This is a genomic window from Castellaniella sp. (assembly GCF_049673105.1).
Classification (GTDB): Bacteria; Pseudomonadota; Gammaproteobacteria; order Burkholderiales; family Burkholderiaceae_B; genus Castellaniella.
On sequence record NZ_JBATXG010000020.1, the window covers coordinates 74,409 to 88,688 of the forward strand.

Consider the following 14,280-nt stretch of genomic DNA (forward strand, 5'->3'; position numbering starts at 1 on the left):
CGAGGCGGGCCTGAGTCTGGGTCTGGGTCTCTACACCAGCACTCGCTCAATTCCGCCGGAATTCGCTGCCTTCACATAATCCGGCATCCAGCTTTCCCCCAGCACGTGCCTGGCCATCTCAACCACGATGTAATCCGCCGACAGCCCCGTATCCTGTTCGTAGCGGGCCAGCCCCTGCAGACAGGACGGACAGGACGTCACCATCTTGACCTCGCCCTGGAACCCGTCAGCGCGGATCGCCGCCGTATTTTTCGCCAGCTCTTCCTGCTTGCGAAACCGGATCTGCGTCGAAATATCAGGCCGTGACACCGCCAGTGTGCCCGATTCTCCGCAACAGCGATCCGTCTTGATCGCGTTCGATTCTCCCAACAGGGATTTCACCGTCTTCATCGGATCCTGCTGCTTCATCGGCGTATGGCAGGGATCGTGATAGATATAGCGAACCCCCTGCACCCCAGCGATATCGACGCCCTTTTCCAGCAGATACTCGTGAATGTCGATCAGCCGGCAGCCCGGGAAAATCTTGTCGAACTCATAGCTTTCCAACTGGTCGTAGCAGGTGCCACAGCTGACCACCACCGTCTTGATGTCCAGATAGTTCAGTGTCGTCGCCATGCGGTGGAACAGCACCCGGTTGTCCGTCACCATCTGTTCCGCCTTGTCGGCCAGGCCGTTGCCGCGCTGCGGATAACCGCAGCATAGATAGCCGGGCGGCAGCACCGTCTGCACCCCCACGTGCCACAGCATCGCCTGCGTCGCCAGGCCCACTTGGGAAAACAGACGTTCCGATCCGCAACCGGGGAAATAGAACACCGCCTCGGAATCGGGGGCAGTGGTCGCCGGATTGCGGATGATCGGGACCATATTCGGGTCTTCGATATCCAGCAGCTTGCGGGCCGTCTGTTTGGGCAGACCGCCGGGCATTTTTTTGTTGATGAAGTGGATCACTTGCTCGCGCACCGGCGCCTTGCCCACGGTGGCCGGCGGATGCGCCACCTGCTTTTTGGCGACCGGGGCCAACAGATCGTGGGCCAGGCGTTGCGCCTTGTAGCCCATATCGATCATGGCCGTGCGGGTCGCCTTGATCACGCGCGGGTCTTTCGCATTCAGAAAGAACATCGACGCCGCCGTGCCGGGGTTGAAGGACTTTTTCCCCATGCTTCGCAGCAAGGCCCGCATGTCCATCGAGACATTGCCGAAGTCGATATCCACCGGACAGGGGTTATAGCATTTATGGCATAGCGTGCAGTGGTCGCCCACGTCCTCGAATTCTTCCCAGTGACGGATGCTGACCCCGCGCCGGGTTTGCTCCTCGTACAGAAAGGCCTCGATCAGCAGCGATGTCGCCAGGATCTTGTTGCGCGGCGAATACAGCAGATTGGCGCGCGGCACGTGCGTCGCGCACACCGGTTTGCATTTTCCGCAGCGCAGGCAATCTTTGATGGCGTTGGAAATCGCGCCGATTTCGCTGCGCTGCATGATCAGCGATTCATAACCCAGCAAATTGAAGCTGGGCGTCCAGGCGCGAGACAGATCGGCACCGGGCATCAGTTTGCCGGCGTTGAAGTGGCCGTGCGGATCGATGCGTCGTTTGTAGTCCTGGAACGGTGCCAGTTCGGCTTCGTTCAGATATTCGAATTTCGTCAGACCGATGCCATGTTCGCCGGAAATCACGCCATCCAGGCTGCGGGCGATATCCATGATGCGCGCCACGGCCTGGTTGGCTTCGCGCAGCATCTCGTAGTCGTCCGAATTGACGGGGATGTTGGTGTGGACGTTGCCATCGCCCGCATGCATGTGCAGCGCGACGAAGACCCGGCTTTTCAGAATGCGGTCGTGCGTGGTTTGCAGGCCAGCCAGCACGGCGGCGCATTCCGCCCCCGCGAAGTGGCGTTCCATCGCGCCGCGGATGTCGGATTTCCAGGAAATGCGCAGCGTGTGGTCCTGGATGATGTCCACGATGCGGCAGTCCGGTTGTTCAGCCAGGCGCTCGTTCAGCGTGGGTAGCAGCGCGTCCAGACCCAGGCCTGTCAGGGTGTCCAGATGCTCGGCCAGGGGCGCGTCCAGATGGTCTAGCAACCAGGACCAGCGGGCGCGCACGGCGGCCAGGGTGTCCAGCGCGTCGTGGCGCCGGGTGGACAGGATGAATTCCCGTGTGTGTTCGGCATCGTCCGGGTCTTCGGCCTTGCCGACGGGCAGATCGCCTTGCAGATAGGTTTCCAGCGCGTCGATCAGGCGCAGTTTGTTACGCGTGGACAGCTCGATATTGATGCGTTCGATGGCGTCCGTGTATTCGCCCATGCGCGGCAAGGGGATGACGACGTCCTCGTTGATCTTGAAGGCGTTGGTGTGGCGGGAAATCGCCGCCGTGCGGGCGCGGTCCAACCAGAATTTCTTGCGGGATTCCGGGCTGACGGCGATAAAGCCTTCGCCGTGGCGTGAATTGGCGATGCGTACGACTTCGCTGGCGGCCAGGGCCACGGCGTGCTCGTCGTCGCCCACGATGTCGCCGATCAGCACCATTTTGGGCAGGGTGCCGCGCTTGCTTTTGGTGGTGTAGTCCACGGCCCGCAGGTAGCGCTCGTCCAGGTGTTCCAGCCCGGCCAGAATGGCGCCGGCAGCGCGGCCATCGGTGTCCAGATAGTGTTTGACTTCGACGATGGACGGCACGGCGTGGCGGGCCTGGCCGAAGAATTCCATGCAGACCGTGCGGGTGTGCGCCGGCATGCGATGCAGAATCCAGCGGGCGGCGGTGATCAGCCCGTCGCAGCCTTCTTTTTGCACACCCGGCAGACCGGCCAGGAATTTATCGGTGACGTCCTTGCCCAGGCCGGCTTTGCGGAAACGGCGTCCCTCGATTTCCAGGATTTCTGTTTTCAGCGCGATCTGGCCGGGGCGCTGCTTGCCATCGAACCATTTCAGTTCGAAGCGCGCATGCGCCGCATCATGGATTTTGCCCAGATTGTGGTCCAGACGGGTAATTTCCAGCCAGTTGCCCTGGGGATCGACCATGCGCCACCAGGCCAGATTGTCCAGTGCGGTACCCCACAGCACGGCTTTCTTGCCGCCGGCGTTCATGGCGACGTTGCCGCCCACACAGGAAGCATCCGCGGATGTCGGGTCCACCGCGAACACTCGCCCGGCGGCTTCAGCGGCTTCCGCCACGCGGCGCGTGACGACGCCTGCGCCGGTCAGGATGGTGTGCACGGGTTCATCGACGCCGGGCAGGGCGATGGCCTCGACGGCGCCGATGGCATCCAGTTTTTCGGTGTTGATCACCGCCGAACGCCAGGTCAGCGGAATCGCCCCGCCGGTGTAGCCGGTGCCGCCGCCTCGGGGCACGATGGTCAGGCCCAGCTGGATGCAGGCGCGCACCAGGGCGGCGATCTCGTCTTCGGTGTCGGGCATCAGCACGACGAAGGGATACTCTACCCGCCAGTCGGTGGCGTCGGTGACGTGCGACACCCGCGACAGACCGTCGAAGCGGATATTGTCCCGCTTGGTCAGGCGCGCCAGCTGCTTCATGGCATCGTGGCGCAGCTTTTCCACGGCGATGAAATCGTTCTCGAACGCGGTCACAGCGGCGCGGGCGGCGGTCAGCAGCTGCTGGACCTTGGCATCGCGGGCGCCGTGGTCATCATCGCGGCGGTGGTCGATTTCGCTGAGGCGGTGGTTCAGGGCTTCGACCAGTTGATGGCGGCGCTTGGGGTTATCCAGCAGGTCATCCTGCAGATAAGGGTTGCGCTGCACCACCCAGATGTCGCCCAGCACTTCGAACAGCATCCGGGCGGACCGGCCTGTGCGCCGCTGGCCGCGCAGTTCGGACAGCAGCTGCCAGGCGGGTTCACCCAGCAGCCGGAGGACGATTTCACGGTCCGACCAGGAGGTGTAGTTGTAGGGAATCTCACGCAGACGGGGCGCCTGGGTGGGTTCAAGCAGTTCGGGAGAGACGGGGGCGTTCATGGGGATATCGTGGCGGTAGTGCCCCTAGGGCAGACAGGGGCAATCGCTTAGTGTAATGGCAAAATCTCATCAAGCTGCTCATGCGGTCGCTAAGCGGCGTCCGGCAGGTAGATGCTGAAGCGGGATCCACGCCCCGGTTCGCTGACGCAGCTGGCTCGCCCTCCGTGGCGTTGAGCGACGGTCTGGACAAATGCCAGGCCCAGGCCGCTGCCCGCCGGCTTGCTGCTGTCTCCGGCAGCGCGCCAGAACCGGGTGAACAGGTAATGGATCTGATCAGCGGCGATGCCTGGGCCGGCATCCTGGACATGAACGCACCACGAAGACGCGTTCCGGTCGATGCTGCACTGGATTTCCCCGCCTTCGAGGCTGTACAGGATGGCATTGTCGATCAGGTTGCCGATGGCGCGGTGCACCAGTTGTTGGTCGAGGACTATGGGGTCTTGTTGAGTGCAGGGTGTGAAGGTCAACGTGATGCGGCGTTGCGCGGCCTGGGACCAGCGGCGGTCGCAGCAGTCCTGGACCAGGTCATTCAGGATGCAAGGGTGTTTTTGCAAGGGCATGGATTCGGCGCGCGCCAGCTGCACGAAATTGTCCACCAGTTGCAGGGTGGCGTGGGCTTGCTGCTCGATATGGGATAGCGTGCCGGCTTCCGGCCATTGGTCCGGGGCCTGGCGGCGCAGCTCTATGGTGGCCAGGATGGCGTTTTGTGGCGAGCGCATGTCGTGGGAAATGAAGCCCAGGGTGTCTCTTTGGTCCTGGGCGGCTGCTTTCAGGTGGGATACCGCCAGTTGCAGGCGGGCTGCCCGGGCGGGCAGGGTGTTGGGTCCAACCCATTGAGTGGTCGGCGCGAGGCCCGGTCTGGGCTGGATCTGCAGGCGTTCCAGTTCACGGTCTATTTGCTGCAGAGAGGCTTCCTGGATGCGCCAGCTCCAGAGCGGATAGGCGAGCAGTACCCCCGCCAGCAGGCCTGCCGGGGGGATCCAGAGACCCGCCTGGTACATCAGCCAGGCGTCTGCAAACAGAAAGCCCAGCAGTGCGGCCAGCGTGCCCGCCAGGCCCCAGCGCGGAGACAGTCTGCGCAACCCCAGACAGGCCAGCCACAGCACACATAAAGAGATCAAGATCGTGATCCATGCCGGTGTGATGCGGATCCACTGGGAATGTTTCAGGTTCTGGATGCTGTCGGCCAGGATTTCGACCCCGGCAGTCAGGCCGCTGCCCATGGCGGTCGGTAGCTGGTCGCCCAGCCCGGAGGCCCATGCGCCGATCAGGACGATCCGGTTTTGAAATTCCGCAGCGGGGATATCCCCGTTCAGGACCGCTGCGTAGGGGTAGCGGACAAAGGAATGCGCCGGGTCGGTGAATTGCAGGTAGGACGGCGTGTCGGCTTGCAGGCGGGCCGCCTGTTCTGCGGCAGTCTGCAGACCGGCGGCCTGGGCCAGCGCGACACTGAGATGGGGCAGGCGCTCACCCTGGTGGTTTGTGCGCCACAAGGTGACGGCGCGCACGCGGCCATCGGGGGCGGCCTGCGTATCGATGCGACCGGTGGCGGCTGCCGCCTGCGCGAGGACGGGCAGGGGCCGGATCAGGTGCCTGCCTTCAGGGTCCAGGACTTCAGGCAGCACCACGCGACCGTGGGCGGCCATGGCGCGGGCCAGCAGCGGATCGTCTTGGGGGTAATCCGGGCGCGGATCGGCCAGGATCAGATCCATGACGACTGCTCGTGCCTGGTTCAGGCGCGGCAGCAGCGCGGCATGAATCGACCGGCGCCAAGGCCAGTGGCCCAGAGCTTCGATGCTGGCATCGTCAATCGTGATCAGCACGATGTCGCGGTCGGCAATCGGTCTGGGAGTGAGCTGCATGCTCAGGTCGTAGGCTTGCTGGTTGATGTCGCGCACGACCGGAAGCCGGCCCCAGACAGACAGGGCGATGAGCAGCAGCGACAAGGCCAGTGTCAAACCCAGCCATTCCAGCAACAGCCGCCGCTGCAGGCGGGTGGAGTCGGCGTGGGCTGGCTGGGTCATGCTTTAGTGGTTGTTCAGCCGGACTGGCTCGCCGTTGCTGCTGAGGACGGGGCGATCGTCTGAACTGAGCAGGCCGCCAGAACCCTGGAGACGCAAGCTGGCGTCGCTGCCTTCGATGTCCAGCGCATTGATGGCTCGGACAAAGGCGTAGCGTGAACCCGCTTGAGTGTGGGCGAGCGCGATCTGCGTCTGCGTGACGCGCTGGGTGGAGAGTTGTTGCGTCCCCGCAGCGTCCAGGGCGATGCGGACCCGATAGGCCGCCGCGCCGGGGACAGGGTCCCAGGCCAGCGATGCCGTATCCGGCGTGGCGGGATGGATGCGGGGAGCCGGCAGCAGTGCCTGTGTTCCCTGCAAGGTTCCCGAGGCATCGTAGGCCGCCCCGTAGCTGTTGGCCAGCACCTGTTCGGCGCGGGCGGTGTTCTGGATCGCGGCTTGTCCGCTTAGCACTTCGTGCCGGGATCCTGATGCATCGGCGTGGACACGCAATTGTGTGCCGCGCACGCCCGTGACGGTGGCCGGGGTGCGGATCTCGAATCGGCCCACCCCGGTGTCGTCAGGCGCGACAGAGGATTCGACGCTGCCTTGCGGCAGGCCTAGCACCGTATCGCTCAGGCCGCTGCCGCGAAAGGTTTGCAGGTTGCGCACCTGCACTTCGGTATCCGGCGCGATGGTGAGCAGGCTGTGATCTTCCAGCGTCAGCGTGACGGACCCTGGCCCGCTGCGCAAAGTGTCACCGGTTTCAAGCCGGTCGCCGGTCTGCAGGGTCTGGCCATTGCGGGTGACGGTGCCATTCAGGTGCGTCACGGTGGCGTGGGCCGGCTGACGGGGGATCAGATCCAGTGGCATGCGCAAGATCAGGGCGATCGGCATGCGGTAGGGGTCCGCCACCTGGTTCAGGGTTTGCAGCACCCTCCAGTTGGCCGGATTCAGCGTGTAGTGGCGCGCCAGGGCTTCCAGGGTGTCGCCGGGCTCGACCTGATAGAGAAAGTAGTCGCCCTGGGCGCCCAGGGGGTGAGCCTGAGCGCCGGGGCTGTTCAGAAGCGCCGCACTGGCGCCCAGCAGCGCCAGGCAGAGGGGGATGTGGCGAAGGGCGGACAGGGCGGATGTCTTCATGAACTTTCCTGTGGATCGCCCAGCAGTTCGAGCCGGTAGCCCAGCGCATACGATGCGCTCAGCAAGGTGCCGGAGGCCGGGCCAAGCTGCAGTTTTTTGCGGATGTTGGACAAATGCGTGTCCAGTGTGCGGGATGTGCTGGGGATTTCCCGGTTCCAGACCAGCGCGCTGAGATCGTCGCGAGAAAACAGTCGCCAGGGATGCCGCAGGAACAGGGCGGAGAGATCGAATTCCTTTGGGGTCATCTGGATGGTTTCGCCGCGCAGCCGGATTTCCCGGGCGCTGGTGTCGACCAGGAATTCCCCCAGGCGAAAACCGGAATCGGGGCCGGCCTGGGTTTGGTGCGGGCGTAACAGTGCACGAATGCGGGCCAGGAGCTCGGCAGGGCGGCAGGGCTTGCACAGGTAATCGTTGGCGCCGGCGTCCAGCCCCTCGACGAGGTCGCTTTCCTGTATGCGGCTGGTGACGAAAATCACCGGGATGTTGCCGGGCAGATTGGCCCTGATCCAGCGCAGGACTTCCATGCCGTTGATGCCGGGTAATTCCCAATCCAGCAGCAAAAGCTGAAAAGTGTGGGCGGTGCGCAGGGCGGACAGCAGGTTGCCGCCGTTGTCGAAGGTCTCACATCCGAAGCCGGCCTGTTGCAGCAGGTGTTGCAGCCAGGTGGATTGCGCGGGATCGTCTTCCAGGACGGCGATCAAGGGAGCAGAGGCGGCGGAGGCAGTCATGAGAATCCTGTTGAAGCCTAGCATTATGCCAGTTGACCGCTCTCTGACGGCAATGCCGGTTTGTCAGATGCAGGTCGCTGGCGGTGCTACAGCCACTGACTGAACCAGGGCCAGGCGTGCATCAGAACGGTGGTCATCACGGTGTAACGTAGAAACTTACCGATCGCCATATACATGACGCTGGGCCAGAACGGCAGCTTCAGCCAGCCGGCCACCGCGCACAGGGGGTCGCCCACGCCGGGCAGCCAGGACAGTAGCAGCGCAGGCGGCCCGAAACGGCGAAACCAGGCGGTGGTCAGGATATGCCAACGCCCGCCGGCGGGGCGCCGGGCCGATGCAGTCGGTTCCGCGCGGGGGTGACGCCAACGCTGCCAGACATTTTCTGCGCCTGCCCCCATGGCATAGGTAATGATTCCGCCCAGCGTATTGCCCAGAGTGGCGACCAGCACCGCCGGCCAAAACATGGGGGGCGCCAGATGGACATACGCGAAGACGGCCGGCTCGGACCCCAGGGGCAACAAGGTGGCGGAGACCAGGCTGATGGTGAAGATGGCGGGCAAGCCGATGCCCGGCAGCGCCAGTGCGGCCAGCAGAGCGTGTATTGAAGATTCCAGCCAAGCTTCCATTGGCAGCAGTGTAATCGCTGCAGGCCGGTCGCTGCGGCGCTGGAGACGGCGGGCGTCAGCAGTCCGGCCGGAACGGCGTGGGGTCGATGGCCGGCGCAGTGTCGCGCATCAGACTGCCCAGCAAGTGGCTGCTGCCGCAGGCCAGGGTGAAACCCAGCGCGCCGTGGCCGATGTTCAGCCATAGATTGTCGGCGGCCCGGCTGCGGCCAATCAGGGGGCGTCCGTGCGGGGTGGCCGGGCGCAGGCCTGACCAAGCCTGGGCGGATTCCATCTGCAGGTGCGGCAGCAGGGCCTGCGCCTGACGTTTGACCAGAGCGATGCGGCCGGCCTCGATGCCCTGTTCCAGCGTGCCGATCCCGACCATGGCGGCAATGCGCAGGGTATCGCCCAGCTTGGCGTAGACCGTGCGTCGCTCGTAGTCGGTGACGCTGATGGCGGGGACCTGTGCCTGGCGGCAGGGCAGACTGAGGCTGTAGCCTTTCAGAGGATACAAAGGCGCATGGACGCCCAGGGCGGCCAGCAAGGGGCGGCTACCCATGCCGGCGGCCAGCACGAACTGGTCCGCTTCGATGGATTCCCCCGTCGTCGTCAGGATGCGGCGGATACGCCCGTCTTGACGATCCAGTTGTCGGATGACGGTTTGCGGCCTTAGTTCCACCTGATGCAGGGTGGCCAGTTGCTGGGCCAGGCCCTGCGTGAAGCGCGCGCAGTCCCCGGATTCTTCGCTGGGTGTGTAGATGGCGCCTGCCAGGGTGGCGCGGGCCGGCGCCAGGGCGGGTTCCCGTTCGATCAGCTGTTCGGTCGTCAGGAGCTGCTGCTCCGATCCCAGATCGGCTTGCAAGGCAAGCTGGGCGCGCGCCTTGGCCAGCAGCCCGGGCGTCCGGTAGACAATCAGCTTGCCGTTGCGCGCGTGGCCGAAGTCGATCGGGGTGTCTTGCTGGAGATCGTGCAGCACCTGCCGGCTGAGATAGGAGAGCGACAGCAACTGTGCGGATGTGGCCGAGGCGGTGCGGGCGTTGCAGGCCTGCAGGAACTGCAGGCACCAGCGCCATTGCAGAGGGTCTGCCCGCAGGCGAAAGCGCAGGGGCGAGTTCGGATTGAGCAACCAGACCGGCAGGTGCGGCAGCACGCCCGGCCCGGCCAGAGGGGCGACGTAGCTGTAGCTGAGCTGTCCGCCATTGGCGTGGCTGGCGCCGCTGGCCGGTTCGGCGGCGGAATCGACCAATGTCACTTGCCAGCCCTGGCGGGCCAGCTGCCAGGCTGTCGTGACGCCGATGACGCCCGCGCCGATCACGCATGCATGCATTTTTCATGTCCATGAATAGAGAACAATGCAAATTGTCGGCGCAGGCATGCAGGGTGACAAATGCCGATCAGGGCATCATCCATAACTAACAGGCATGGGTGTTCAGGAGGCGACCGTGAGTGGCGCCTGGGCCAGCGACGTGCAGATGTCCCGGACGCTATCGATGAAGTTGCGGTGCAGCAGGCTCAGGGGGTCGTTGGCGTGCACCATGATGTTGATCGGGATGGGCACGGAAGGGTTCAGGCGGCTGAGCGTCATGCCGGGTTTCAGCATGGCGCGCCCGGTCAGCAGGTCCACAATTGCGTCGCCGCAGCCGGCCTCGACCAGGCTGCAGGCGACGTAGTGGGTCTGGACGATGATGCGGGTGTCCAGACTGATGCCGGCCTGTTGCAGGGCATGATCCATGAGCGTGCCCACCTGGTCGCGGGTGTCCAGGGCGATGACCGGTCGTTTGGATAGTTGCGCCAACTGGACCGGATCGGCGGCGGGGGTCAGGCTGAGGTAGGCCAGCTCTGTGGTGCCGATGGGGATGCGGCGCAAGCCTGGGTGGTCGTGATTGTCAAAGGTGATGACCAGGTCCAGCGCCTGCGCGTGCAGGCCTTCGACCAGATCGGGGCTGTGCAGCGTGCTGATCTTGAACGAGGCGTTGGATGCCGGGTGAAAACGCTGGATGGCCATGGGCAGCAGGCCCAGGCCGATGGCGGGCGCGCAGCCGATGCGCAGGTGGCCTTGCCTGCCTTGGCGCAGATTGGCCGCCAGCCGGCGCACGTGAGCCAGCTCCTGACTGATCTGTTCGATTTGCGGTGTCAGGATTTCGGCTTCCCGCGTGGGGACCAGCCGGCCTTTGATCCGGTCGAACAGTTTGAAGCCTAGCTGGGCCTCGGCATGGGCCAGGATTTTGCTGGCGGCGGGCTGCGAGATATTCAGCAGCACAGCCGCCTGGGTCAGCGACCCGGCCTGGCGTATGGCCTCGAAGATTTCAATGTGCCGCAACCGCATGGAGGTGTCGGATTGAAAAGGGGGGAAAGGTCCGGCAGGCGCGACCGGATGGTGAGAATGATGCCTTTTAGCCCAGCAGTATAGAGCATAGCCTGCTGTTATGGGACCCCGTGAAATTGCTATTTGTACGAGCGCTGCGATCTGCTGATAATGGTTAAGATCACCTTGCTGCTTCCTGTGGCTTGGTGCCGAGGATGACTAATGATTACACTGACGGTCGCTTGCCGTACCCCTGGCAGGCCCCGTTCCCGTCATGAACGACGGAACACTTATTACAACAATCTAGGAGGAACCATGAAACTACTGCCCATCATTCTGGCAACTGCCGTCTCGGTCGCGAGTATGACCGTCGCCCAGGCAGAAACCAGCCGGATCGACAAAATCAAATCCACGGGGGAACTGACCCTGGGGCATCGTGACTCATCGATCCCCTTTTCTTACCTGGATGACAATCAAAAGCCCGTTGGTTATTCCATGGACATCTGCTACGGCATTGCCGATGCCCTGAAAAAAGAGCTGGGCCTGCCCGAACTGAAGATCAAGCTGGTCTCCGTGACGTCCTCTACGCGGATTCCGCTGGTGGCCAACGGCACCGTGGATATTGCCTGCGGTTCGGCGACCAACAACGCCCAGCGCCAGGAACAGGTGTCCTTCGCGCCGACCACCTTCGTCACGGCCACCCGTTTCGCCGCCCTGAAATCCTCCAACCTGAACGATCTGGCCGACTTCAAGGGCAAGACCGTCGTGTCCACGTCCGGCACCAGCAACCTGAAATGGCTGACCCAGGTCAATGCCGATCAAAATCTGGGCATGCGCATCATCCCGGCCAAAGACCACTCCGAAGCCTTCCTGACCGTCGCCAGCGGTCGCGCCACGGCATTCTTCATGGATGACATTCTGCTGGCCGGCCTGGTCGCCAGCTCGCAGAATGCAGGTGATTGGATGATCAGCGAAAAAGCCTACACCACCGAGCCCTACGGCATGATCGAACCCAAGGGCGACGAGAAATTCAAGACCGCGGTGGACAATGCAGTCAAGGCCATGATGAAGAACGGCGAAATCGACAAGCTGTACGCCAAATGGTTCACCAGCGCGATCCCGCCCAAGAACATCAACCTGAATTGGCCGATGACCCCCGAACTGAAGAAAGTCATCGCCAATCCTACCGACTCGCCTGATCCCGCAGACTATAAATAAATAGTCACCAGGGAAACACTTCACAAGTGGCGGCACCTCCCGGACTGAACGCCGGGAGGTGCCGTTTGCATCACTGGTGCCGCTGGATGCATGATTTGCCTCCAGATGCGCTGCACAGGATATTCGTATGAATTACAACTGGAACTGGCTGATTTTCTGGGCAGATGCCCCTGACGGCACCGGAACCTATCTGTATACCCTGATCCGAGGCATGTACTGGACGCTAGGCGTGTCGGTGCTGGCCTGGGTGATCGCCCTGGCCGTAGGGGTTGTGATCGGGGTGTTGCGCACGATCCGCGTCAGCTGGATCGAACGCCTTTGCGCGGGCTATGTCGAACTCTTTCGCAATGTGCCTCTGCTGGTGCAGATGTTCTTGTGGTATTTCGTCTTCCCCGAAGTCGTGCCGAAGTCCTTGGGCGATATGATCAAGCAGGCCGACCCGGTCTGGAGCACCTTCTGGACGGCAACCGTGTGTCTGGGTCTGTTTACGTCGTCCCGGATCGCTGAACAAGTGCGGGCCGGCATCACGGCGCTGCCTAGCGGGCAGAGCATGGCCGCTACCGCCTTGGGCCTGACCAAGCCCCAGATGTACCGCTACGTGCTGTTACCCATGACGGTGCGCATCATCATGCCGCCGCTGACCTCCGAAGCGCTGAACCTGATCAAGAACTCGTCCATCGCCTTTACCATCGGCCTGCTGGAAATCACCGGGGCCGCCCGTTCCATGCAGGAATTCTCCTTCCAGATTTTCGAAAGCTTCACGGCGGCGACTATTCTGTATCTCATCATCAATCTGGTGGTGGTGGTGCTGATGCGCCTGATCGAAAAAGGAATCAGCGTGCCGGGCTTTATCGGCACCAAGCGTTAAGGGGCGACCATGCACGGATTTGATTTTGAAGTCATCTGGCGCACCCTGCCGTATGTGTTGGGTACGGGCCTGATGTTCACACTGAAACTGACGGTGTTGTCGACGGTTGGCGCCGTCATCCTGGGCACCCTGATGGCCATGATGCGGCTGTCGTCGAATCGGGTGGTGTCCGGGGTCGCAGGCGCGTACGTCAATCTGATGCGCGCTTTGCCGCTGATCCTGATTATTTTCTGGTTCTATTTCCTGGTGCCCTACATCCTCGGTTGGGTGACGGGGGCGGGGCGGCCCATTGCCGTGGGCGGATTCACATCGGCGCTGATCACCTTTGTGCTATTCGAAGCCGCCTATTTTTGCGAGATCATGCGCGCGGGCATCCAGTCGATCCCCTTCGGGCAGGTCGGGGCTGGCTATGCGCTGGGGCTGAACTATTGGCAGGTCATGGGGCAGATCGTGTTGCCGCAGGCATTTCGCAATATGACGCCGGTGCTGCTGACCCAGATGATCGTACTGTTTCAGGATACGTCCCTGGTCTATGTGCTGTCTCTGACCGACTTCCTGGGGGCTGCCAACAACATCGCCCAGCGCGACGGGCGGATGGTGGAAATGTTCGTTTTCGCCGCCGTCGTCTATTTCATTATTTCCTATATTGCTTCCCGTTCGGTCAAGCGGCTGGAGCGTCGCATCGCCATCGTGCGCTGAGGGCAGGAGTTAACCATGATTGAATTCAAGAACGTTAGTAAATGGTATGGGTCCTTCCAGGTCCTGACGGATTGCACCACCAAAGTATCCAAAGGCGAGGTCGTGGTGGTATGCGGGCCGTCCGGCTCCGGCAAATCCACCCTGATCAAGACAGCCAACGCGCTGGAACCCTTTCAAAAGGGCGAGATCTTCATCGACGGGGTGTCGGTGGGCGCTGCCGGCACCAATCTGCCGAAACTGCGGTCGCGCATCGGCATGGTGTTCCAGCATTTCGAGCTGTTTCCGCACCTGTCGGTGATGCGCAACCTGACCCTGGCGCAAATGAAAGTCCTGAACCGCTCCGAATCGGATGCCAATGAACGTGGCCGGGCGCTGCTGGAACGCGTCGGGCTCAGCGCGCATATCGATAAATATCCCGGCCAGCTATCCGGCGGCCAGCAGCAGCGTGTGGCGATTGCCCGGGCCCTGGCGATGGATCCCATGGCCATGCTGTTTGACGAGCCCACCTCTGCGCTGGATCCGGAAATGGTCAACGAGGTGCTGGACGTCATGGTCGATCTGGCAAAGGAAGGCATGACGATGATGGTCGTGACCCACGAAATGGGTTTTGCCCGCAGCGTGGCTGATCGCGTGGTCTTCATGGATGCGGGATTGATCATCGAGGACTGCACCAAGGACGATTTCTTCAGCAATCCGGACGCGCGTTCCGACCGCGCCAAGCATTTCCTGTCCAAGATCCTGCATCATTGATGATGCG

The 14,280-nt window shown here is 62.8% G+C and carries 11 protein-coding genes; 4 read left to right on the forward strand and 7 right to left on the reverse strand.

Features of this window, described 5'->3' with window-relative positions; genetic code table 11:
* Positions 1-30: 30 nt before the first annotated feature.
* From WBF69_RS07710 to WBF69_RS07740, 7 genes are all read right to left on the reverse strand, one after another.
* Positions 31-3,963, reverse strand: coding sequence for a DUF3683 domain-containing protein (locus tag WBF69_RS07710; RefSeq protein ID WP_424262866.1), 3,933 nt, complete (start codon positions 3,961-3,963; stop codon positions 31-33).
* A gap of 89 nt (positions 3,964-4,052) precedes the next feature.
* Positions 4,053-5,987 carry a CHASE2 domain-containing protein gene (locus tag WBF69_RS07715; protein ID WP_424262868.1) on the reverse strand — a complete coding sequence of 645 codons (1,935 nt, stop codon included), beginning with the start codon at positions 5,985-5,987 and terminating at the stop codon, positions 4,053-4,055.
* Between the two features lie 3 nt (positions 5,988-5,990).
* Complete coding sequence (locus WBF69_RS07720) at positions 5,991-7,100, reverse strand: FecR domain-containing protein (RefSeq protein WP_424262870.1); 1,110 nt, start codon at positions 7,098-7,100, stop codon at positions 5,991-5,993.
* The gene (locus tag WBF69_RS07725; RefSeq protein WP_424262872.1) at positions 7,097-7,828 is read right to left on the reverse strand and encodes a response regulator transcription factor; all 732 of its coding nucleotides are present in this window, start codon (positions 7,826-7,828) and stop codon (positions 7,097-7,099) included. The genes WBF69_RS07720 and WBF69_RS07725 overlap by 4 nt, the downstream gene beginning before the upstream one ends.
* 86 nt (positions 7,829-7,914) lie before the next feature.
* A complete protein-coding gene (locus WBF69_RS07730; protein ID WP_424262874.1) occupies positions 7,915-8,454 on the reverse strand; it encodes a YqaA family protein in 540 nt (179 codons plus the stop codon).
* Positions 8,455-8,509: 55 nt separating this feature from the next.
* Positions 8,510-9,760 (reverse strand): D-amino acid dehydrogenase, encoded by a 1,251-nt coding sequence (locus WBF69_RS07735; RefSeq protein ID WP_424262876.1) that lies wholly within the window; start codon positions 9,758-9,760, stop codon positions 8,510-8,512.
* A gap of 102 nt (positions 9,761-9,862) precedes the next feature.
* On the reverse strand, positions 9,863-10,759 hold the full coding sequence (locus WBF69_RS07740; RefSeq protein ID WP_424262878.1) for a LysR substrate-binding domain-containing protein: 897 nt from the start codon (positions 10,757-10,759) through the stop codon (positions 9,863-9,865).
* Between the two features lie 294 nt (positions 10,760-11,053).
* Here WBF69_RS07740 and WBF69_RS07745 point away from each other — a divergent pair, with 294 nt between their 5' ends.
* The 4 genes from WBF69_RS07745 (at position 11,054) to WBF69_RS07760 (ending at position 14,273) form a co-directional block, all read left to right on the forward strand.
* On the forward strand, positions 11,054-11,956 hold the full coding sequence (locus tag WBF69_RS07745) for an amino acid ABC transporter substrate-binding protein (RefSeq protein ID WP_424262880.1): 903 nt from the start codon (positions 11,054-11,056) through the stop codon (positions 11,954-11,956).
* Between the two features lie 127 nt (positions 11,957-12,083).
* Positions 12,084-12,824 carry an amino acid ABC transporter permease gene (locus tag WBF69_RS07750; protein WP_424262882.1) on the forward strand — a complete coding sequence of 247 codons (741 nt, stop codon included), beginning with the start codon at positions 12,084-12,086 and terminating at the stop codon, positions 12,822-12,824.
* Between the two features lie 9 nt (positions 12,825-12,833).
* On the forward strand, positions 12,834-13,523 hold the full coding sequence (locus WBF69_RS07755; RefSeq protein WP_424262884.1) for an amino acid ABC transporter permease: 690 nt from the start codon (positions 12,834-12,836) through the stop codon (positions 13,521-13,523).
* Between the two features lie 15 nt (positions 13,524-13,538).
* Positions 13,539-14,273, forward strand: a complete 735-nt coding sequence (locus tag WBF69_RS07760) for an amino acid ABC transporter ATP-binding protein (protein WP_424262886.1) — start codon at positions 13,539-13,541, stop codon at positions 14,271-14,273.
* Positions 14,274-14,280: the final 7 nt, after the last annotated feature.

Coding starts and splice junctions, on each gene's coding strand:
- WBF69_RS07710 (WP_424262866.1), bottom strand. CDS start 3,963: ATGAACGCCCCCGTCTCTCCCGAACTGCTTGAACCCACCCAGGCGCCC.
- WBF69_RS07715 (WP_424262868.1), bottom strand. CDS start 5,987: ATGACCCAGCCAGCCCACGCCGACTCCACCCGCCTGCAGCGGCGGCTG.
- WBF69_RS07720 (WP_424262870.1), bottom strand. CDS start 7,100: ATGAAGACATCCGCCCTGTCCGCCCTTCGCCACATCCCCCTCTGCCTG.
- WBF69_RS07725 (WP_424262872.1), bottom strand. CDS start 7,828: ATGACTGCCTCCGCCGCCTCTGCTCCCTTGATCGCCGTCCTGGAAGAC.
- WBF69_RS07730 (WP_424262874.1), bottom strand. CDS start 8,454: ATGGAAGCTTGGCTGGAATCTTCAATACACGCTCTGCTGGCCGCACTG.
- WBF69_RS07735 (WP_424262876.1), bottom strand. CDS start 9,760: ATGCATGCATGCGTGATCGGCGCGGGCGTCATCGGCGTCACGACAGCC.
- WBF69_RS07740 (WP_424262878.1), bottom strand. CDS start 10,759: ATGCGGTTGCGGCACATTGAAATCTTCGAGGCCATACGCCAGGCCGGG.
- WBF69_RS07745 (WP_424262880.1), top strand. CDS start 11,054: ATGAAACTACTGCCCATCATTCTGGCAACTGCCGTCTCGGTCGCGAGT.
- WBF69_RS07750 (WP_424262882.1), top strand. CDS start 12,084: ATGAATTACAACTGGAACTGGCTGATTTTCTGGGCAGATGCCCCTGAC.
- WBF69_RS07755 (WP_424262884.1), top strand. CDS start 12,834: ATGCACGGATTTGATTTTGAAGTCATCTGGCGCACCCTGCCGTATGTG.
- WBF69_RS07760 (WP_424262886.1), top strand. CDS start 13,539: ATGATTGAATTCAAGAACGTTAGTAAATGGTATGGGTCCTTCCAGGTC.